The organism is Streptomyces sp. CY-1 (genome assembly GCF_047218265.1).
Classification (GTDB): Bacteria; Actinomycetota; Actinomycetes; order Streptomycetales; family Streptomycetaceae; genus Streptomyces; species Streptomyces niphimycinicus.
The window spans coordinates 3,127,866-3,146,970 of record NZ_CP178393.1; the positions used below are offsets into that span (position 1 = coordinate 3,127,866).

Annotated in this window: 18 protein-coding genes; 5 read left to right on the top strand and 13 right to left on the bottom strand. The window is 72.2% G+C overall.

Features of this window, described 5'->3' with window-relative positions; genetic code table 11:
• Nucleotides 1–93 precede the first annotated feature (93 nt).
• The 3 genes from araD to ACK1X7_RS13465 all read right to left on the bottom strand — a co-directional run bounded on the left by araD (nucleotide 94) and on the right by ACK1X7_RS13465 (nucleotide 3,495).
• Complete coding sequence (gene araD, locus ACK1X7_RS13455) at nucleotides 94–1,833, bottom strand: L-arabinonate dehydratase (RefSeq protein WP_390792996.1); 1,740 nt, start codon at nucleotides 1,831–1,833, stop codon at nucleotides 94–96.
• Entirely contained in the window at nucleotides 1,830–2,732 is a 903-nt protein-coding gene (locus ACK1X7_RS13460) for a dihydrodipicolinate synthase family protein (RefSeq protein ID WP_385148169.1), read from the bottom strand. The genes araD and ACK1X7_RS13460 overlap by 4 nt, the downstream gene beginning before the upstream one ends.
• A gap of 79 nt (nucleotides 2,733–2,811) precedes the next feature.
• A complete protein-coding gene (locus tag ACK1X7_RS13465; RefSeq protein ID WP_385148165.1) occupies nucleotides 2,812–3,495 on the bottom strand; it encodes a GntR family transcriptional regulator in 684 nt (227 codons plus the stop codon).
• A 172-nt stretch (nucleotides 3,496–3,667) separates the two neighbouring features.
• On the opposite strand from ACK1X7_RS13465, the gene ACK1X7_RS13470 reads away from it, so the two are divergent.
• Complete coding sequence (locus ACK1X7_RS13470) at nucleotides 3,668–4,282, top strand: kinase (protein WP_413115122.1); 615 nt, start codon at nucleotides 3,668–3,670, stop codon at nucleotides 4,280–4,282.
• Nucleotides 4,283–4,393: 111 nt separating this feature from the next.
• Here the strand turns inward: ACK1X7_RS13470 and ACK1X7_RS13475 are convergent, their stop codons facing one another.
• Both ACK1X7_RS13475 and ACK1X7_RS13480 read right to left on the bottom strand, forming a co-directional pair.
• Nucleotides 4,394–5,593, bottom strand: a complete 1,200-nt coding sequence (locus ACK1X7_RS13475; protein ID WP_398159290.1) for a hypothetical protein — start codon at nucleotides 5,591–5,593, stop codon at nucleotides 4,394–4,396.
• Complete coding sequence (locus ACK1X7_RS13480) at nucleotides 5,590–6,543, bottom strand: 5-dehydro-4-deoxyglucarate dehydratase (protein ID WP_385148158.1); 954 nt, start codon at nucleotides 6,541–6,543, stop codon at nucleotides 5,590–5,592. Before ACK1X7_RS13480 ends, ACK1X7_RS13475 begins: the two co-directional genes overlap by 4 nt.
• A gap of 292 nt (nucleotides 6,544–6,835) precedes the next feature.
• Here ACK1X7_RS13480 and ACK1X7_RS13485 point away from each other — a divergent pair, with 292 nt between their 5' ends.
• A complete protein-coding gene (locus ACK1X7_RS13485; RefSeq protein ID WP_385148155.1) occupies nucleotides 6,836–7,645 on the top strand; it encodes an NAD-dependent epimerase/dehydratase family protein in 810 nt (269 codons plus the stop codon).
• Nucleotides 7,646–7,713: 68 nt separating this feature from the next.
• Here ACK1X7_RS13485 and ACK1X7_RS13490 read toward each other — a convergent pair whose 3' ends face one another.
• Nucleotides 7,714–8,451, bottom strand: a complete 738-nt coding sequence (locus ACK1X7_RS13490; RefSeq protein ID WP_385148152.1) for a TetR/AcrR family transcriptional regulator — start codon at nucleotides 8,449–8,451, stop codon at nucleotides 7,714–7,716.
• Nucleotides 8,452–8,584: 133 nt separating this feature from the next.
• Between ACK1X7_RS13490 and ACK1X7_RS13495 the strand changes: the two genes are divergently transcribed.
• Nucleotides 8,585–9,727: an FAD-dependent oxidoreductase gene (locus tag ACK1X7_RS13495; RefSeq protein ID WP_390792993.1), complete on the top strand. Its 1,143-nt coding sequence runs from the start codon at nucleotides 8,585–8,587 to the stop codon at nucleotides 9,725–9,727.
• A 54-nt stretch (nucleotides 9,728–9,781) separates the two neighbouring features.
• Here ACK1X7_RS13495 and ACK1X7_RS13500 read toward each other — a convergent pair whose 3' ends face one another.
• The 4 genes from ACK1X7_RS13500 to ACK1X7_RS13515 form a co-directional block, all read right to left on the bottom strand.
• Nucleotides 9,782–10,333 (bottom strand): cysteine hydrolase family protein, encoded by a 552-nt coding sequence (locus ACK1X7_RS13500; protein ID WP_390792992.1) that lies wholly within the window; start codon nucleotides 10,331–10,333, stop codon nucleotides 9,782–9,784.
• Between the two features lie 5 nt (nucleotides 10,334–10,338).
• Complete coding sequence (locus tag ACK1X7_RS13505; RefSeq protein ID WP_385148143.1) at nucleotides 10,339–11,769, bottom strand: MFS transporter; 1,431 nt, start codon at nucleotides 11,767–11,769, stop codon at nucleotides 10,339–10,341.
• Nucleotides 11,766–12,215 (bottom strand): MarR family winged helix-turn-helix transcriptional regulator, encoded by a 450-nt coding sequence (locus ACK1X7_RS13510; RefSeq protein ID WP_385148140.1) that lies wholly within the window; start codon nucleotides 12,213–12,215, stop codon nucleotides 11,766–11,768. The genes ACK1X7_RS13505 and ACK1X7_RS13510 overlap by 4 nt, the downstream gene beginning before the upstream one ends.
• Nucleotides 12,216–12,302: 87 nt before the next feature.
• On the bottom strand, nucleotides 12,303–12,878 hold the full coding sequence (locus ACK1X7_RS13515) for a TetR/AcrR family transcriptional regulator (protein ID WP_390792991.1): 576 nt from the start codon (nucleotides 12,876–12,878) through the stop codon (nucleotides 12,303–12,305).
• 117 nt (nucleotides 12,879–12,995) lie between these two features.
• Here ACK1X7_RS13515 and ACK1X7_RS13520 point away from each other — a divergent pair, with 117 nt between their 5' ends.
• Nucleotides 12,996–13,934, top strand: a complete 939-nt coding sequence (locus ACK1X7_RS13520; RefSeq protein WP_413115123.1) for a DMT family transporter — start codon at nucleotides 12,996–12,998, stop codon at nucleotides 13,932–13,934.
• On the opposite strand, the gene ACK1X7_RS13525 is transcribed toward ACK1X7_RS13520, so the two are convergent.
• Nucleotides 13,872–14,783, bottom strand: coding sequence for an NAD-dependent epimerase/dehydratase family protein (locus ACK1X7_RS13525; protein ID WP_385158273.1), 912 nt, complete (start codon nucleotides 14,781–14,783; stop codon nucleotides 13,872–13,874). The two genes, ACK1X7_RS13520 and ACK1X7_RS13525, sit on opposite strands and share 63 nt — an antisense overlap.
• A 237-nt stretch (nucleotides 14,784–15,020) precedes the next feature.
• On the opposite strand from ACK1X7_RS13525, the gene ACK1X7_RS13530 reads away from it, so the two are divergent.
• Entirely contained in the window at nucleotides 15,021–16,238 is a 1,218-nt protein-coding gene (locus tag ACK1X7_RS13530) for a TerD family protein (protein WP_398159381.1), read from the top strand.
• Here the strand turns inward: ACK1X7_RS13530 and ACK1X7_RS13535 are convergent.
• Together ACK1X7_RS13535 and ACK1X7_RS13540 are read right to left on the bottom strand one after the other, a co-directional pair.
• Nucleotides 16,191–17,291 (bottom strand): LLM class flavin-dependent oxidoreductase, encoded by a 1,101-nt coding sequence (locus ACK1X7_RS13535; protein ID WP_385158143.1) that lies wholly within the window; start codon nucleotides 17,289–17,291, stop codon nucleotides 16,191–16,193. The two genes, ACK1X7_RS13530 and ACK1X7_RS13535, sit on opposite strands and share 48 nt — an antisense overlap.
• A 64-nt stretch (nucleotides 17,292–17,355) precedes the next feature.
• Nucleotides 17,356–18,813: an alkaline phosphatase PhoX gene (locus ACK1X7_RS13540; protein ID WP_385158139.1), complete on the bottom strand. Its 1,458-nt coding sequence runs from the start codon at nucleotides 18,811–18,813 to the stop codon at nucleotides 17,356–17,358.
• Nucleotides 18,814–19,105 lie beyond the last annotated feature (292 nt).

Sequence of the window (19,105 nt, forward strand, 5' to 3'; positions counted from 1 at the left end):
ACGGTGTACGGGACGGTGAAGCGCTTCCGTGAAGCGCTTACCGAATGTCGTTCGGTATCTCGTACAAAAAAATTTGGCGCCGAAGAGGAGGCGTCAGCCCGCGTAGGGTTCGGGCACCGCCCCGGGGCGGGCCAGGAAGCGGAAGTCGCAGCCGGTGTCCGCCTGGGTCATCTGCTCCTGGTAGAGCGCGCCGTAGCCGCGCTCGTAACGGGGCGGCGGGGCCGTCCACACCGCCCGGCGCCGCGCCAGCTCGGCGTCGTCCACCTCCAGCCGCAGCACCCGCGCCGCCACGTCCAGGGTGATCCGATCGCCGTCGCGGACGAGGGCGAGCGGGCCGCCCACATACGACTCGGGCGCGATATGCAGCACACAGGCCCCGTAACTGGTGCCGCTCATCCGGGCGTCGGAGATCCGCACCATGTCCCGCACCCCCTGCTTGAGCAGATGGTCGGGGATCGGCAGCATCCCGTACTCCGGCATTCCGGGGCCGCCGAGCGGACCGGCGTTGCGCAGCACCAGCACACTGTCCTCGGTGATGCCGAGACCGGGGTCGTCGATGGTGGCCTGCATCGTCCTGTAGTCGTCGAAGACCACGGCGGGGCCGGTGTGTTTCAGCAGCCGGGGCTCGGCCGCGATGTGCTTGATGACCGCTCCGTCGGGGCACAGATTGCCGCGCAGCACGGCCACTCCGCCCTCCTCGGCCAGCGGATGGTCGCGGGGCCGGATCACCTCGGGGTTGTGCACCAGGGCGCCGTCGAGCTGTTCGCGCAGCGTGGGGTGGGCGACGGTGGGGCGGTCCAGGTGCAGCACGTCCGTAAGGCGGGAGAGAAAGCCCGGGAGCCCGCCGGCGAAGTGGAAGTCCTCCATCAGATACCGGCCGCCGGGCCGCAGATCGGCCAGCACGGGGACCGTACGAGCGATGCGGTCGAAGTCGTCGAGGGTCAGCCGCACCCCGGACCGGCCCGCCATCGCGATCAGATGGATCACCGCGTTGGTGGAGCCGCCGAGGGCGAGCACGGTCGCGACCGCGTCCTCGTACGCCTCCCGGGTGAGGATCTCCGAGAGCCTGAGGTCCTGCCGCACCAGCTCGACCACGCGCAGTCCGGAGGCGGCGGCCATCCGGTCGTGCCCGGAGTCCACGGCCGGGATGGACGAGGCGCCGGGGACGGTCACACCCAGCGCCTCGGCGGCGGCCGTCAGCGTGGAGGCGGTGCCCATCGTCATGCAGTGGCCGGGCGAACGGGCCAGCCCCCGCTCCAGCTCGGACATCTCGCAGTCGCCGATCAGCCCGGCCCGCTTGTCGTCCCAGTACTTCCACATATCGGTGCCCGAGCCCAGCACCTCATCGCGCCAATGCCCCGGCAGCATCGGCCCGGCCGGGACGAAGACCGCCGGAAGGTCGGCACTGGCCGCGCCCATCAGCAGCGCCGGGGTGGACTTGTCGCAGCCGCCCAGCAGCACGGCGCCGTCGACCGGATAGGAGCGGCAGAGCTCCTCGGTCTCCATGGCGAGGAGGTTGCGGTAGAGCATGGGGGTGGGCTTCTGGAAGGTCTCGGAGAGCGTGGAGACCGGGAACTCCAGGGGGAAGCCGCCCGCCTGCCAGACTCCGCGCTTGACCGCCTGGGCGCGGTCGCGCAAGTGGACGTGGCACGGGTTGATGTCGCTCCAGGTGTTGAGGATCGCGATGACCGGCTTGCCCAGGTGCTCCTCGGGGAGATAGCCGAGCTGGCGGGTGCGGGCCCGGTGGCTGAAGGAACGCAAGCCCTCGGTGCCGTACCACTGGTGGCTGCGCAGTTCCTCGGGGCGCTTGCGGGTGCTCCGTCGCGTACTCACACCGACCACCCCTCGACGATCGCGGCGACTTCCGCGCGCCTCGGCTCGGGCAGCGGCTTGCTCGGGGCGCGCACATCGCGGCGGCACAGCCCCATCGCGGCAAGCGCTTCCTTGACGACCGTGACGTTGTTGGCGGACTGCCGCTCGGCCCTGAGGTCCTCGAAGCGCCGGATCTGTTCCCACACCTTCATCGCGCCCGGATAGTCCCCCGCGCGCAGCGCGCCCAGCATGTTGAGCGAGACATTGGGGGCCACATTGACCAGGCCCGAGGTGAAGCCGGTGGCGCCGACCGCCCAGTACGAGGGCGCGTACAGCTCGGCGAGCCCGGCCACCCAGACGAACCGGTCCAGCCCGGCGTCGCGCGCCACGGCCGCGAAGCGGGTGGCGTCGTGGACCGCGTACTTGACCCCGATGACCTGCGGGCAGTCCTCGCCGAGCCGGGCGATCGCCGCGCCCTCGATCAGCGGATTGCGCAGATACGGCACCACGCCCAGCTCGGGGACGGCCTCGGCGATGGTGCGGTGGTAGTCGATCCAGCCGTCCTGGGCGACGTAGGGATGCACCGGCTGATGGACCATCACCATGTCGGCCCCGGCCGCGCGGGCGTGGCGGGCCGCCTCGACGGCGGTGGCCGCGTCATGGCCGACGCCGACGAGGACGGCGGCCCGCCCGGCGGCCTCCTCGACGGTCAACTCGGTGACCAGCCGACGCTCTTCGAGGGTGAGGGCGTAGAACTCACCGGTGTTGCCGTTCGGGGTGACGGCCTTGACCCCGCCGTCGAGGAGCCGGCGCAGCAGGGCGCGGTAGGCGGTGCGGTCCACGCCGCCGTCGGCGTCGTACGGAGTCACCGGGATCGCCACGACATCCGCGAGCGCCGTCCTCAGCGGTGAGTAGTCCATACGAACCCTTTCTCTCGATGTTCGGCATCGGGCGGGCTGTTCGGATGGTGCTGGGGTCGGCGACCGGAACCGCCGGGTGCTACTCCCGGTCCGGGAACTCCCCGGCCTGGGAATCCCCTTCCGGACGCTCCCGGTCCGGGAAGGCGCGCCGGACGAAGGAGGCGATGTGGTCGTGCAGGGCGCGGCCCGCCCCGTCGGCGTCGCCGTCGAGCGCGCGGGCCAGGATCTCCCGGTGCTCAACGGCCTCCTGTTCCCAGGAGGGCACCGCCTGCCAGGCGACGGCGGACACCAGCGCGGCCTGGTCCCGCAGTTCGTCGAGCATCCGGGTCAGCAGGGGGTTGCCGCAGGGCAGATAGAGCGCCCGGTGGAAGTCGCGGTTGGCCAGCGACCGCCCGGCGGGGTCGTCGGCCGCGTCCGACCGCTCCAGCGCGGCCCCGGCGGCCTCCAGCCCGGCCCGCGCGGCGACGGTCCGGCGCAGCGCCTCGGGCTCCAGGAGCAGCCGCACATCGTAGACGGCGTGCGCCATCGCGGTGTCCACGGTCCGGACGGTGGCCCCCTTGTACTCGCTCATCACCACGAGCCCCCGCCCCGCGAGAGTCTTGAGCGCCTCCCGTACGGGCGTCTTGGACACCCCGAACTGCGCGGCCAACTCGGCCTCCACCAGTGCCTGCCCGGGGCGCAGCCGCCCGGTGAGGATCGCGTGCTTGACCGCCTCCAGCACGTACTGGGTGCGGGAGGGGATCGGGCTCGGGGCGATGTCCATGGCTGCTCTCAGATCTCACATATCGCGTCTCATATATGACGTATGAAGTACGACGCGATGAAGTTAGGGCGGCCCCGGGGGTTCGTCAACGGTTCCGGCGAAATTCGCGCACGGCGGGCAATCGCCCGCACACGCCCCGCGACTCGCCCCCGACGCCGCTAGCGTGGCCCGGATGAGGGTGGGTTCCGCGACGACGCGGCTGATCGTGCTGCGCGGCAACTCCGCGTCCGGCAAGTCCTCCGTCGCCGCCGGGCTGCGCGCCCGCTACGGACGCGGCCTCGCGCTGGTGGGCCAGGACAATTTGCGCCGGGTCGTGCTGCGGGAGCGGGACACCCCGGACGCGGCGAACATCGGCCTCATCGACACCGTGGCCCGCTACGCCCTCGACCACGGCTTCCACGTCGTCGTCGAGGGCATCCTCCACGCCGCGCACTACGGCCCGATGCTGGACGCCCTGTGCCGCGACCACCTGGGCCGCAGCCACGCCTACTACCTCGATGTCCCGTTCGCCGAGACGCTGCGGCGGCACGCCATGAAGCCGCAGGCGGACGAGTACGGCAAGCCGGAGATGCGCGACTGGTACCGGCCGCTGGACCTGCTGCCGGGCGGGGGCGAGACGGTGATCCCGGCGGCGAGCGCGCTGGCGGAGACGGTGGAACGGGTGATGCGGGACGCGGGGTGGGCGCCGCCGCCCGGGACCGACGGCGCCAAGACCCACGGACGGTCCGCCGCCCCTACGCCCTGCGCTCGGGCGCCTCGGCTTCCGCCGGGTGGGGGTGGGCGGTGAGGGCGGTGCGCAGGCGTGTCCGCCCGGCCTGGGCCGAGCTCGGCCCAGGCTCAGCCCGGCCCGGGGCCCCAGCTCAGCTCAGGCTCAGCTCAGCTCCGCCCAGGCCCAGGCTCAGCCCAGTTCGGCCAGGACCGTGCGGACGGCCGCGAGATCCTGGTCCGAGGCCAGACCCGCGTGGTACAGGCGGAGTTCGTCCGCGCCCAGCTCCACCGCGTGGGCCGCGTCCTCGGCCAGCGTCGCCGGGCTGCCGCCCATCCCCGTCACCACCGTGAAGTTGGCGGCGAGCACGGTCCGTTCGGTCCGGTGCGGGACGAACGGCGGCAGGACCGCGGAGCGCGCTGCCTCGCCCCCTGTGCAGGGCAGCACGACCCCGTCGGCCTGGGCCAGCACATCGGCCGGGTCCACGCCGACGTTGGCGCCGAGCCGGTGCGGGGCCGGGTCGGCGTGCAGCAGAACCCGGAAGTCCGCTTCCGCCGCGCTCCTTACGGCGGCCACGACCTCACCCCGCAGACTGCCGGCGACCCGGTCGCGCCAGGTCGCGAAGAGCGCGGCGTGGTCGGCGCCGAGCAGCTTCTCGACCTCGGCCCACTCCCCCGCGCGGTCACCGCCGTCCGCGGTCGTCTCACCCGTCCACACCGGCCGCAGGGCGCGCACGACCGCCTGGCGCAGCTCCTCGGCGTCGGCCCCGAGTTCCGCATAGCCCGCGCCGCAGCTCTCGCAGAAGCACAGCGACATCAGATACTGGCCGGCGCCGCCCAGCGGCACCCCGCCGATCTTGTCGTGGGCGTGCAGATGGGCGAGCCCGTACCAGCCGCAGGACTCCAGCTCGGTGCCGCGGGTGCCGGGCCGTACGGCCGCCTCGGCGGCCAGGTCCACCAGATAGGCGCGCACCTCGGGGCGGGCGATGCACGGCGCCCACGGGTAGCGGTCGCCATAGGCGTTGCGCACGGAGATCCGCGGATGCTCCTCGCCCAGCCGGGTGTTGTGCGCGAGCACCACCCAGGCGTGGACCTCGAGACCCGCGTCGGCCAGGGCGGCCGCCGCCTCACCGTACGGGTCGTCGCCGGGCACCCACGACTGCTCGTACGGGCGCAGCTCGCGCCCCTGCCAGCGCTCGGCGTCCGGCGGGTAGAGCACGGCCGCGTGGCGGGCGGTGACGATGCGGTGGCCGGGGTGACGCGGGGTCAGGGCCCGGGTGGAGTGGTAGGCGGAGGCCAGCGTCACCTGCTGGACGCCGAGATCGGCGATGCGGCGCGCGGCGTCCGGGTCTCCGACGACGTCCCAGGGGTAGAGGAAGGCGGAGGCTCTCACCGCGCCTCCCCGTCCCCGTCTCCGTCCCCGACCAGGGCCATACCGCGCTCGATCAGCTCGGCCAGCTCCTTGACATGGGCGGGGCTGGGCTCGCTCAGCGGCGGCCGCACCTCGCCGACGTCCAGCCCGCGCAGCCGCACGCCCGCCTTGACCAGCGACACAGCATAGCCGCGGCCCTGGTTGCGCAGCTCGACCAGCGGCCGGTAGAAGCCGTCGAGCAGCTTGTTGACGGTTTCGTCGTCGCCCGTCATGAGCGCCTTGTGGAAGGCGAGGGCGATCTCGGGAACGAAGCAGAAGACGGCGGAGGAGTAGAGCGTCACGCCGATGCCGCGGTAGGCGAGGCCGGTCAGCTCGGCCGTCGGCAGCCCGTTGAAGTAGCGGAAGTCCTCGTCGGGGGCGCCCGCCCGCACCGCGCTGACGATGCGCTGCATCAGGTCGAGGTCGCCGAGGCCGTCCTTGAGGCCGATGATGCCGGGCACCTTGGCGAGCCGGGCCACCGACTCCGGGGCCAGGACGGCGTTGTCCCGCTGATAGACGATGATGTCGAGGTCGGTCGCGCCCGCGAGGGCGCTGTAGTGGCGGATCAGCCCCTCCTGATCGGCCACGACCAGATACGGCGGCATGGCGAGCAGTCCGTCCGCACCGGCCCGCTCGGCCAGCTTGGCGTACTGGATCGCCAGCGCGGTCCCGTACCCGGCGCCCGCGACCACCGGGACCCGCCCGGCGGACTCCTCCACGGCGGCCACCACGCAGTCGTGGAACTCCTCGGGCGTCAGGGCGTGGAACTCGCCCGTGCCGCAGCACGCGAAGACGGCGCCCGCCCCCGCTTCGATCCCGGCGCGGACATGCGCGCGGTAGATCTCCAGGTCCAGGGCGCCATCGGGACCGTAGGCGGTCACGGGGAAGAACAGCAGTCCGTCAAGGCGCTCGGCGAGTGAAGCTGAGGTCACGGGCTTCTCCCTGTCGTGTACACCGACCCGCCGTCACCCACCGACGCAGTGTGCACGTTTCTGATCGTCATCTACATTCGTGAACACGCTCACCGTAAGGCAGCCATCGGTCACCGGTCAAGGGTGCCAACGGGGTGACACCCCTCACCCGGCGGTGAATTCCGCGGCACCGCGCCACCCTTGACGGCCCACGCGCCGATCCTTACGGTGGCCATGAATCCGAATCGCATACATGAATAAAAACCACATATAAAAACCCCATATGTGATTCCCCCACGGAGGAGATCCGCCCATGCCCGCTCCCCGCACCGTCCTCCTCACCGGCGCCGCAGGCGGCATGGGCACGTTGATGCGCGAGCTGCTGCCGCCGTACGGATACCAGTTGCGGCTGCTCGACCAGCTCCCCATCGAGGGCGAGCCGGACGCGATCACCGCGGATCTGTCCGACCGGGACGCCCTGCGCGAGGCCGCGCGGGGCGTCGACGCGATCATCCATCTCGCGGGCATCTCCCTGGAAGCCCCATTCGAGAAGATCCTGCGGGCCAATATCGAGGGCACGTACAACATGTACGAGGCGGCCCGCGAGGCGGGCGTCCGCCGCGTCGTCTTCGCCTCCAGCAACCACGCCGTGGGCTTCACCCCGCGTCCGGTCGGGGACGATCCGCTCATCCCGCTCGACACCCCGCGCCGCCCCGACACCTTCTACGGGCTGTCGAAGTCGTTCGGCGAGGACCTGGCCTCGTTCTACTGGGACAAGTACGGCATCGAAACGGTCGCGATCCGCATCGGCTCCTGCTTCCCCGAGCCGACGAACGTCCGCATGCTGTCGATCTGGATGAGCCCGGCGGACGGCGCCCGGCTGCTCCACGCCGCCCTTACGGCGGAGAACGTGGGCTACACCGCGGTTTACGGCAGCTCGGCCAACACCCGCCTGTGGTGGGACCTCTCCCCGGCCCGCGCCCTGGGCTACGAGCCCCGGGACGACTCCGAGCCGTACGCCGCGAAGCTGATCGCCGAACAGGGCGAGCTGGAACCGGGCAACCCCGACCACGAGAACCTCGGCGGCGCGTTCTGCACCAACCCGCCGATCTGGCCCCGCTGACGCCGCCGCCCGGCCACCCCGGACCCAGAGCCACCTCACCCCGCTCGGCTCACGGGTGAGGTGCCCGCCTACCCCCTGGACAGGTGGAGTGCGGTGATGCCGGTAAGGACGAGATCGATCCCGGCGAGGAACTGCTCGCGGTCGTCGTGCTCGCGCATCTGCTCCGCGACGGCCCGGGTGAACGGATAGTCGTCGGGGTCGAGCTCTTGCCACGCCCTCGACGCGGCGCCGAGGAACTCGCCACGGTCCACGTCGGGCGCGAGATCGCGGCCGTTCGCGGCGTTCTGGCCGGCCGCGCCGAGGATGTAGTGCACCAACGCGGAGGCCGCCGTGAACTGGCTGCCCTCGGGCACGCCCAGCGCACTGACCTGCCGGCCGACACTTTCGAGGATCCGCGGCGTCACCGGCCCCCAGGGGCTGCGGGAGAGCTGCGCGGTGAGCTGTGCGGCGAGCCAAGGGTGTTCGTCGATCGCGTCGAACAGGCCGAGCGCGACAGCGCGGATCTTCTCCTGCGGCGAGTCCGGAGACTTGGCAGGCTCGGCGGACTCAACGGACGCGGCGGACGCGGCGGGCTCAATGGCCAGAGCGGCGGCGACGACGGCGTCGGTCACGGCGTCGAGCAGCTCGCTCTTGTTCGCCACATGCCAATAGATCGCCCCGGGCCCCGTGGCGAGGCGCTCGGTCAGCGCCCGGAACGTCAGCCCGCCCTCACCGGCCGCGTCGAGCAGCTCGACGGCGGCCTCGACGATGCGCTCCCGGGATAGCGCCTCTGTGCGCCGCTGTGACCGGCGCGTCCGCGTTGCCATGCCGCGATTTTGACATGCCTGGAGCGTTGTTCCAACATTGGAACGCCATACCAACTTGGAACGGCGTACCAGAGAGGTCTGCCCGAGGGCTCCCTCACCGGGCGGAGGCGGCCTCGATCCCGAAGGAGTCACGATGCGCACTCCCGTCACGATCATCGGCGCCGGACTCGGCGGCCTCACCCTGGCCCGCGTCCTGCACGTCCACGGCATCCCGGCCACCGTCTACGAGGCGGAGCCCTCGCCGATGGCTCGCGCACAGGGCGGGATGCTCGACATCCACGACTACAACGGCCAACTGGCCCTGCGGGCGGCCGGCCTGATGGACGAGTTCCACGCCATCGTCCTGGAGGGCCGCCAGGCCATGCGGGTCCTCGACCGGGACGGGACCGTCCTGCTCGACAAGGCCGACGACGGCACGGGCGGACGCCCCGAAGTGCAGCGCGGCGAACTGCGGCAGATCCTGCTCGACTCCCTCCCGGCCGGGACCGTCCGGTGGGGCCACAAGGTCAGCGGCACCCGCGCCCTCGGCGAGGGCCGCCACGAGGTGACCTTCGCCGACGGCCGCACCATCGCCACCAGCCTGCTGGTCGGCGCGGACGGCGCATGGTCACGGGTCCGGCCGCTGCTCTCCGACGCCACACCCGAATACGTCGGCCGGTCGTTCGTCGAGACCTACCTGTTCGACGCCGAAACCCGGCACCCGGCCGCCGCGAAGGCGGTCGGCGGCGGATCGATGTTCGCGATCGAACCGGGCGGGAACGGAAAGTGGATCGGGGCTCACCGGGAGAGCGGCGAGACCCTCCACACCTACCTGGTGCTGCCCGTGCCGCTGGACTGGTTCGCCGCCATCGACTTCACCGACCCCGCCGCGGCAACCGCGCGGATAGCGCGGGAGTTGGACGGCTGGGCGCCGGAACTCACCGCGCTGATCACCGACAGCGACACCGCGCCGGTCCTGCGCCCCCACCACACGCTGCCGGTCGGGCACCGCTGGGACCGGGTGCCGGGGGTGACCCTGGTCGGCGACGCCGCCCACCTCGCGGCCCCGAACGGCGAAGGCGCCAACCTGGCCATGCAGGACGGCGCCGAACTCGGCACGGCCCTCGCCGCGTACCCCGACGACATCGAGGCCGCGCTCACCGCATACGAGCAGGCCATGTTCCCCCGCGGCGCCGGGGAAGCCACCGAAGCCGACCGCCTCCACGACCTCATGTCCGGCGAGAACGCACCCCACCCCCTGCTCGCCATGTTGACCGGAGACGAACCGACCTCATGAGCCACTGGCGCGAGACGGCGCCGCACCGGGCCGAACCGCTCGGCCCCCCGTCGCTCAGCCCACCGCCCCGGCCCACTCCCGCACCGTCGTGATCTCGGCCTGCGACGGGAACACCTTCTCGATGAGCAGCCGGTGGATCTCCGGGTCCGGGTCGTAGCAGGCGTCGGACAGCACCGTGAGCCGGAAGTCGAGGTCGGCGGCCTGCCGCAGCGTGGACAGGACGACGCCGCTGGTCGCGACACCGGTCAGGACGAGGTGGGTGATGTCCCCGGACCGCAGCACCACATCCAGGTCACTGCCGGTAAAGGCGCTGACCCGCCGCTTGGTGACCACGACCTCGTCCGGCCGGGGCGTGACACCCTCGTGGATGGCGATCTTGGGGTCGTCCTCGGTGTAGAGACCCGGCGGCAGGGTGGTGAACACCTTGTTGCGGGCCGACGCCTCGGGACGGCCGGACCGGAAGCCGATGACGACGTACACGACGGGGATTCCGGCACTGCGGGCGGCGTCGATCGCCCGGCTCACACGCGGCACATAGTCGGGGTCCTGGACCCGGGCCACGATGCCCTCTTGGACGTCCATCACGAGCAGAGCCGTGTTGTTCACGTTCATCAAGCCTTTCGCTGCTGCGGTTGTCGAGCGGAAGAGGAAGCGTCGGATCCGATACGGCCCAGCGAGCGGTCCACGGCCGTCAGCGCGAGGAACAGGCCGGTGACGGCGAGCATGAACCAGGCCAGGCCGTGCAGCCCGCCGGTGTCGGCGCGGGCGCCGAAGAAGGCGCCGTTGGCGCTGGAGGCGACCATCGCGCCGAGGTAGAGGAAGGTACGGAGCAGCCCCGCCGAGGCGCCCATCCGCTCCGGATCGGCCTGGTGGTACACCGCGTTCTGGAGGGCGAGGTTGATCAGCCCCTGCGGTACGCCGAAGACGAGCGCGACGGTGATCAGCAGCCCTGTCGCGCTGTGCGGCTGGAGCAGAAGCAGCAGGGAGCAGCCGGCGATCTGCGCCACGGCGCCCACGAGCAGCTTGCCGCGTACGGCGGTGCGGCGGCCGGTGAGGGTGGACACCGCGATCCCGGTGAGGAACATCGGCAGTTGGGCGAGGCCCGCCTGGGAGGCCGTCAGCCCCCGGCCGTCCTGGAGCCACTGGGTGTAGCCGTACAGGAAGACGTACGAGACGACGGAGACGAGGAGGGCGCGGGCGTAGGTGAGCAGCAGGGGTGTGTTGCCGCCGAACACCCGCAGATCGATGAACGGCTCCGCCACCCGCAGCTCCCGCACCGCGAACCCGGCCGCCGCCACCACCATCAGCACGGGCAGATACCAGCGGTCGGCCCGGGGCTGCATCAGGAAGAGCAGCAGCGAGACGAGCATCGCGGCGAACAGCGCCATACCCGGCAGATCCAGCCGGATCTCCTTCGCCGCCCGCGCCTCCCGGGGCGCCTTGGGCAGCCGCCGGACGCCGAGGAGCAGACCGGCCGCCGCGAGGGGGATGTTGACGGCGAACGTGCTGCGCCAGCCGCCCAGCCCGATCAGCACTCCGCCCAGGGGTGGTCCGATGACCGCGACGGTCTGGCTCGCGACCGCGAGCGTGGCGAGGATCCCGGCGGGGCTGTCCTGGCCGGTCCGCCGGGCCTCGCTGCGGATGAGGGACATCGCCGCCGGATAGCCCGCGCAGGTGCCGAACCCGAGCACCACCCGCGAGACGATCAGCGCCCCCATGTTCGGGGCCAGCAGACCGATCAGCCCGGCGATCCCGGTCAGCGTCGCCCCGGCGAGGAAGAGGCGGCGCGGCCCGTAGAGATCGATCAGCCGGCCCACGACCGGCTGCCCTATCGCGGTGGCCAGATAGAGCGCGGAGACCAGCCAGGCCGTCTGCGCCGGCGGCGCCCCGAACGCGGCGCCGATCGGCACCAACGACACGGAGATGATGGAGGAGTTGACCGGGTTCAAGATCGAACCCAGCATCATCGGCGCGAGGAGCTTACGGTCGAAGGAGCCCCGCGCGGTGGTTCTGGTCCTGCGTCGGGTGAGCCGCTCGATCATGCGCGGCTGAGCTGGTCCAGCAGGGCCAGCGCCTCGAGGATGGTCTCCCGTTCCGCTTCCGTATAGCCGGTCTCCAGGGCCTGCGCGAGCCATTCCTCGCCGGCCCGCCGCTTGTCGTCCAAATACGCGCTGCCGGTGTCGCTCGTCGAGACCAACTGCCGCCGCCCGTCATGGGGATCGGGGCGCCGCTGGATCAGCCCGCGCTCCTCCAGCACGGCGAGCGTGGCCGCCATCGACTGCGGCCGTACGCGCTCGGCCGCCGCCAGGGCGCTGGTCGAGGCGGGGCCCTCCTTGCTGAGCCTGCTGAGCACGGACGTCTGCGAGGGGGTGAGCCCCTCGTTGTCGTACGTCTCCCTGAACCGCCGCCGCAGTCGGCCGATCACCACACGGATCTCATGCGCGGCGCGCACGGCGGACGCGGACATGCCGCGAGGGGTCTCTGCCATGCCCCTCACGGTAATTTCTTCAGTCCAGCCTGTCCAGTCCAAACTGAACAGGCTGGACTGTTCGACTAGGCGCTTCACAGACCCGGGTCAGAGCCGGGCCCGCTCCAGCGCTTGCACGGCCAGCCGCCGCGCGATGCCGACCGCGTCGGCGACCACCGAGAGCCCGTTCAGCACGGTCGCGCCCTCGTGGAGCAGCAGCAGTTCGTCCGCCAGCTCGTCGGGGGCCGGCACGCCCGCCTCCTCGCACAGTTGCCGCAGATATCCGCGCAGCCATCGCTTCTGGTCGGCGATCACCTGGCGGGCCGGATGGGCGGCGTCCGGCAGTTCGGCCGCCGCGTTCACGAAACCGCAGCCACGGGGGTTCTCGCGGGCCACCCATAGCGCGAGCGCGTCGAACGTGGCCAGGGCGCGGTCCGCCGGGGGCGACTTCTCGACCTCGGCGGTGAGCCACGTCCGCCACCGCTCATCGCGCTCCCGCAGATACGCGGCGACCAGGGCCTCCTTGGAGCCGAAGCGGTCGTACAGCGTCTTCTTGGTGACGCCGGAGCGCTTGGCGATCAGATCCACGCCGACCGCGTTGATCCCCTGCCCGTAGAACAGCTCGGCCGCGGCGTCGAGGATGCGGCGCGCGGCGGGGGTGAGCACTGCCGTAGGCGCTTCCATGCCGTGATCACCTCCGGGTCGGGGTTGACCTGTATACCGATCTGTTTAGTCTAGTGGATGAGGGAGTAAACAGATCGGTATACCCGGAGCAGACCCCAACCAGAACGAGGACGTCCCATGCCCGTCAGCGCCGCAGTCACCGCCATCGGCCTCGTCGTGATGTGGAGCTCCGGCTTCATCGGAGCGGAGCTCGGCACCCGGGAGGCCCCCGCCGACACCCTGCTGATGTGGCGCTTCCTCGCCGCGGCGGCGATCTTGGGGGGCGCCTGGGCGCTGTTCAGACGCCGCAGGCTGCGCCCGCGCGCCCTGACCGAGCAGGCCGCGATCGGGGCGCTCTCGCAGGGCGGCTATCTCGGCGGGATCGTCTGGGCGGTCGGACTCGGCGTGCCGTCCGGCACCGCCGCGCTGATCGCCGCGTTGCAGCCGCTCGCGGCGGGCGCGCTGGCCGGGCGGCTGCTCGGGGAGACGGTCAGCCCGCGCCAGTGGGCGGGGCTGGCCATCGGGCTCGGCGGGGTCGCGCTCGTCGTCCAGGGCGATCTGTCCGCGGGCCCGACCGCAGCGCCGACCTGGGCGTACGGACTGCCCTTCGCCGCCATGGCGGCACTGCTGGCCGCGAGCTTCCTCGAACGCAGGGCGCGGGCGCCGCTCGCCCCCGTGGACGCCATACCGCTCCACTGCCTGGTCAGCGCCGTGCTGTTCACCGGGGTCGCCCTCGTCGGAGGCCATGCCGCACCCCCGGCGGGCGGGGGCTTCTGGGCCGCGGTGGCGTGGACGGTGCTGCTCTCCACGGTCGGCGGCTACGGCTTCTACTGGCTGAGCCTGCGCCGCAACGGCGTCACCGGCACCAGCGCGCTGATCTATCTCACGCCCCCGACCACGCTGGTGTGGGCCTACGCGATGTTCGGGGACGCGCCCGGGTGGACCGCCCTCGCGGGCATGGCGGTGTGCGTGATCGGCGTGACGGCGGCCACCGTGCGCCGCCGTCCCGATCGGTCAGTGCAGCTCGCGGAGGATCCAGTCCGTGATCGAGCGGTGTCGCGGGTCCCAACCGAGTAGCGCGCGGGCGCGGCCCGCCCGTACGCGGCTGTTGGAGCCCAGAGCGTGCCGGGCGAACTGGGGGTCCCAGACGTTGTCCGGCGCGTCGGGGTCCCAGGGGCGGGGGCCGGGCAGTCCGAGGGAGCGGGCGATGGCCTCGGCGATCGCGCCGAAGGACTCCTCTCCGTTCTCCACGAAGTAGAAGGCGCCCGGAGGCGTCTTCTCCAGCGCGAGGAGGTAGAGGTCGGCGACGTCGTCGACATGGACGGTTGACCAGATGTTGCGGCCGGGGCCGACATGGCGGACCACGCCCCCGGCGCGGGCCTGCCGGATCAGTGCGGCGATCAGGACGCTGTCCCGGCCCGGGCCCCGCCCGTGCCCGTAGATCAGGCTGTCGCACAGCACCGCCGACCGCACCCCCCGCTCGGCCGCGCCGAGCACCAGGCGGTCAATGGCGACCCGGGCCGCGCGGATGGGGTGGTCGGGCTCCCAGCGCGATCCCGGGTCCAGGACGTCCTCGCCGTGGATCGCCTCCGACGCCTCGCCCTCCGTGCCGGTGCCGACCGTGCTGGAGCCGCTGGTGTGGATCAGCGCCTTACCCGATCCGGCCAGGGCGGCGATGAGCGTCTCCACGGCCGCGCGGTGGTCGCTGTCGGCCGCGTTGACCACGGCGTCGGCGCGGCGGGCCCGCGCCGCGAGGAGGTCCGCGTCGTCGAGCGAACCCACCACCGGCTCGACGCCCAGCCGGGCGAGCTGCCCGGCCTTGGCCGGGTCGCGGGTCAGCCCACTGACGTGGTGGCCTGCTCGGAGCAGGCGGACGGCGACGGTGCCGCCGATGTAGCCGCTCGCGCCGGTGACGAAGACATGCATGGGTGGGTGCCTTTCTGACGGGTCGGCCTCCCTGACGGGATCAGCCCGCAGAATCGATCGGCACCCGAAGGATCCCCAACGGGGTTTGCCGGGGCGGCAAAAGCCGTCAGCAGCACCGCCCTCGGGCGGCCGGGCCAGTCCGTCGGGCGGACCGCGGCGGGGCAGGTCTTGACGGAAGTCGGACGCAGGTCAAGGAACCGTAAAGCGGGGACGTTCGTTACCCCGGGCATGACCGCTATGACACCCGGCTCGAACCTCCCCCTCCCCGTCGCGCGCGTGGCGGTTGACGTCACCGCTCCGGTGCGGCTCGACGTATCGGGCCTGCTGCTCACCGCCAACGGCAAGGTGCGCTCCGACGACGACTTCGTCTTCTACAACCAGCCCGCCGGACCCGGGGTGACCCATCGCGCCGGGGCGGCGGGCGCGGGCGACACCATCACCGTGGACACCGCCGCCGTCCCCGCCGACATCGAGAAGATCGTGGTGACCGCGAGTCTGGACGCGCCCGGGGCGACGTTCGCGGGCACCGAGCCGACCGCCACCGTGCGCGGCGCCGACGACGGCGCGGTGATCGCCTCCTTCACCCCGCCGCGGCTCGGCAGCGAGACCGCGCTGGTGATCGTGGAGGTCTACCGGCGCAATGGGGCGTGGAAGGTGCGCGCGGTCGGGCAGGGGTATGCCAACGGTCTGGCGGGCATCGCCACCGACTTCGGGGTGTCGGTCGAGGAGCCCGTCGCACCGGCCGCCCCCGCCGCCCAGGCGCCGGCCCCGCCGAGCGGCCCGCCCGCCGGTTTCCAGCCCCCGCCGCCCATGCCGACCGCCCCGCCGGCCGCCGCCCCGGCCGCGCCGCCCGCCGCCGCACCGGCCCCGGCCACCGGGAAGATCAACCTGGACAAGGGCCGCGTCAGCCTTCAGAAGAACCAGACGGTGTCGCTGGTCAAGGGTGGCCGCCCGTTGCTCAGCTCCGTGAAGATGGGCCTCGGCTGGGAGCCCGCCTTCCGCGGCAAGGACATCGACCTGGACGCGTCCGTGATCGCCTTCGGTGTCGACCGTAAGAAGATCGACGCCTGCTTCTTCGGCAAGCTGGCCATCCTCAACGGCGCCATTCAGCACTCCGGCGACAACCTCACCGGTGAGGGCGGAGGCGACGACGAGTCCATCACCGTCCACCTCGGCGGCCTCCCGCCCGAGGTCACCGGCCTGGTCTTCACGGTCAACTCCTTCTCCGGCCAGAAGTTCACCGATGTGGCCAAGGCATACTGCCGCCTGCTCGACGCCCAGTCCGGCGAGGAGCTGGTCCGCTTCGACCTCACCCACGCCGAGCCGCGCACGGGCGTGATGATGGCCAAGCTGATCAAGCAGTTCTCGGGCGAGTGGGAGATGACCGCGATGGGTGAGTACGTGGACTCACGCACCGTGCGCGGCATGGCCAAGCCCGCCGGCAAGGCCCTCTGACACCCGGCCCGGGCCGGAGCCGGGGACAGAACCGGGGTCGAGGTCGCCCGACAGTCCCGCCGCGCGGGCCAGGCGGCGGTAGGAGTCCAGCAGGGCCTCGCGGTCGTAGGTGCTCGTCGTGACCAGGACCTCGTCGGCGTCGCTGCGCTCGATCAGCTCGTCGAGCGCGGCGGCGACCTCGTCCTCGGTGCCGTACAACTGGCCGCGCAGGCCCCGCTCGTAGAAGCCGCGCTCCTTCTCGGTCATCTCCCGGGCCTCGATCTCCGAAGCCGGGGCCAGCGGCGGGAAGACGCCGTGGGTGCGGGAGTAGGCCATCGCCCATGCCTCGGAGAGCAGCAGCCGGCGGGCCTCCTCCGCCGTGCCGGCGACCGCGACATTGCCCGAGACGACGACGTAGGGGGCGGCGGACCACGCCGAGGGGCGGAAGCCCGCGCGGTAGCGGTCGATCGCGCGCAGCATCTCGTCCCGGCCCCGCAGATCGCCGATCACCAGGGACAGCCCGGCCCGCGCCGCCAGATCCGCGCCCGCACCGGTGGCCAGGACGAAGACGGGCGGCCGCAGCCCCTCCGCCGGATGGGCGTGGACCTGGGGGTAGGCGTCCTGCTCGCCGGTGAACCAGCCGAGCAGCTCGTCCAGTTGGGCGCCGAAGTCCTGCGCGGCGTCCTTCTCGGTGCCCAGGGCGCGGCGGATGCCGTCGGTGAAGCCGACGGAGCGGCCCAGGCCCATGTCGATCCGGCCCGGGAAGAGGGATTCGAGCACCCCGAACTGCTCCGCCACGACCAGTGGGCGGTGGTTCGGCAGCATCACGCCGCCCGTGCCCACCCGGATGCGGACCGTCGCCGCCGCGACGGCGGACGCCAGCACCGTGGGCGCCGAACCGGCGACGCCGGGCACGCTGTGGTGCTCGGAGACCCAGAAGCGGTGGTAGCCGAGGGCCTCGGCCTGCTGGGCGAACCGTACGGTGTCGCGCAGCGCCTGCGACCGCTCCCGGCCCTGGCGGGTGCGGGAGCGGTCCAGGATGGAGAAGGGGGTGGTGCGCAGGCGTGAGGTCACCTTCAGGTCAACGCGTTCCCCGGCCGGGAGGATTCCCCCGGCCTTTCGACTCGACGTACGTACGTCAGCGCTGGCGGCGCCAGGGGCCGGTGATCGCGAGCATGATGCCCGGCACCTGGATGTTGGCGAACAGCGTCGATCCGTCGGGCGAGAAGACCACGCCGGTGAACTCGCTGAACTCCGGCTCCTCCGCCGTGCCGATGTTCAGGTCGTTGCGCGCGATCGGGTACGTCCGGCCGTCCTCGGTGGCGCCGAAGAGGTGCTGGATGCCCTCGCCGTCCTCGGCGATGACCAGACCGCCGTACGGCGAGACGGTGATGTTGTCCGGGCCGTCGAAGGCGCCGTCCTTCGACGGGTCGGGGTTGACGCCGAGCAGCACCTTGAGGGTGAGGGTGCGGCGCTTGGGGTCGTAGAACCAGACCTGGCCGTCGTGCTGGACCGGGCTCTCCTTACGGGCGAACGAGGAGACGATGTACGCGCCGCCGTCGGCCCACCACATGCCCTCGAGCTTGCGCGCCCGGGTGATCTCGCCGTCCTTGAACTGCTTCCGCACCGACACGGACTTCGCGTCGCGGTCCGGCACCGTCTCCCAGTCCACGCCGTAGACCGTGCCGGTCTTGGTGGCGCGGGACAGGTCGTCCACGAAGTTGCCGCCCGAGTCGTAGCACTTGGGCGCCTGGAGCACGCCCGCGTCGTCCTTGAGCTGGTCGAGCTTGCCGCGGCCGTGCTCGAAGCCGTGCGGCGGCACCCAGCGGTAGAGGAGCCCGTTCGGGCCGGAGGCGTCCTCGGTGAGGTAGAGGTGGCCGCGCTTGGGGTCCACGACGACGGCCTCGTGGGCGTACCGGCCCAGGGCCTTGATCGGCTTCGGGTCGCGGTTGGCCTTACGGTCGTGCGGGTCGACCTCGAAGACGTAGCCGTGGTCCTTGGTCATGCCGTTCTGGCCGGCCTTGTCCTCGGTCTCCTCGCAGGTCAGCCAGGTGCCCCAGGGGGTGCGGCCACCGGCGCAGTTGGTCGCGGTGCCCGCGATGCCGACCCACTCGGTGACATGGTCGCCGTGCTTGGAGACCTCGACGACGGTGCAGCCGCCGGAGGCCGCCGGGTCGTAGACCAGCCCCTCGATCAGCGGGACCGGGTGCGGCCAGCCGCTGCGGGGACCGGCCAGCTCGTGATTGTTGACCAGCAGCGTCGCACCGCGCGAGCCCTCGAAGGTGGCGGTGCCGTCGTGGTTGGACGGGGTGGACTCGCCGGACTCCAGCTTCGTCTCACCGGTGCGGGTGATGATCTTGTAGCGGAACCCCTTGGGCAGCGCGAGGATGCCCTTGGGGTCCTCGACGAGCGGACCGTAGCCGAGCGACGCGCCGCCGTGGCCATCGTGGCCCGCGACGCCCGCGGCGCCCGCGTCGGTCGCCTCAGCGGCGAGCGCGCCGGGGGCGGTGGCGAGCACCCCCGCGCTTCCGACCAGGGCAACCCCGGCCCCGGTGTACGCGGAACGCTTCGCGAAGTCTCTTCGGCTGAGCGACATGTCTTCTCCCGAACGCAGGATGGTGTCCTCCGACTGCGGCCATACGTTCCCGTCCCAGCCCGAACACCAGTTGAACGGAGCGCGACATCAAGGGACGAATGCCCGCCGCCCCCTTATACGGAGCGTAGGCCGATACGGCTCTGGGCAGCGCCCAACTTTCCGGCCGCGCGGCGGGGGCGGGCCCCTCGCGGGCCCGGCGCCCTGCGAGGAGCCTCCGGCGCGGCGGAGGCGGCGTGCCGCCCGGCGGCACGCCCGTCCACCGGACGGACCGGACGGAGGCCCGAGCCGAACC

Bases quoted from the DNA above. Each gene is read 5' to 3' on its own strand.
- ACK1X7_RS13490 (WP_385148152.1), bottom strand. From the start codon at position 8,451: ATGGCAACGCGGACGCGCCGGTCACAGCGGCGCACAGAGGCGCTATCC.
- ACK1X7_RS13465 (WP_385148165.1), bottom strand. From the start codon at position 3,495: ATGGACATCGCCCCGAGCCCGATCCCCTCCCGCACCCAGTACGTGCTG.
- ACK1X7_RS13510 (WP_385148140.1), bottom strand. From the start codon at position 12,215: ATGGCAGAGACCCCTCGCGGCATGTCCGCGTCCGCCGTGCGCGCCGCG.
- ACK1X7_RS13470 (WP_413115122.1), top strand. From the start codon at position 3,668: ATGAGGGTGGGTTCCGCGACGACGCGGCTGATCGTGCTGCGCGGCAAC.
- ACK1X7_RS13460 (WP_385148169.1), bottom strand. From the start codon at position 2,732: ATGGACTACTCACCGCTGAGGACGGCGCTCGCGGATGTCGTGGCGATC.
- ACK1X7_RS13525 (WP_385158273.1), bottom strand. From the start codon at position 14,783: ATGCATGTCTTCGTCACCGGCGCGAGCGGCTACATCGGCGGCACCGTC.
- ACK1X7_RS13540 (WP_385158139.1), bottom strand. From the start codon at position 18,813: ATGTCGCTCAGCCGAAGAGACTTCGCGAAGCGTTCCGCGTACACCGGG.
- ACK1X7_RS13520 (WP_413115123.1), top strand. From the start codon at position 12,996: ATGCCCGTCAGCGCCGCAGTCACCGCCATCGGCCTCGTCGTGATGTGG.
- ACK1X7_RS13485 (WP_385148155.1), top strand. From the start codon at position 6,836: ATGCCCGCTCCCCGCACCGTCCTCCTCACCGGCGCCGCAGGCGGCATG.
- ACK1X7_RS13505 (WP_385148143.1), bottom strand. From the start codon at position 11,769: ATGATCGAGCGGCTCACCCGACGCAGGACCAGAACCACCGCGCGGGGC.
- ACK1X7_RS13530 (WP_398159381.1), top strand. From the start codon at position 15,021: ATGACACCCGGCTCGAACCTCCCCCTCCCCGTCGCGCGCGTGGCGGTT.
- ACK1X7_RS13515 (WP_390792991.1), bottom strand. From the start codon at position 12,878: ATGGAAGCGCCTACGGCAGTGCTCACCCCCGCCGCGCGCCGCATCCTC.
- ACK1X7_RS13495 (WP_390792993.1), top strand. From the start codon at position 8,585: ATGCGCACTCCCGTCACGATCATCGGCGCCGGACTCGGCGGCCTCACC.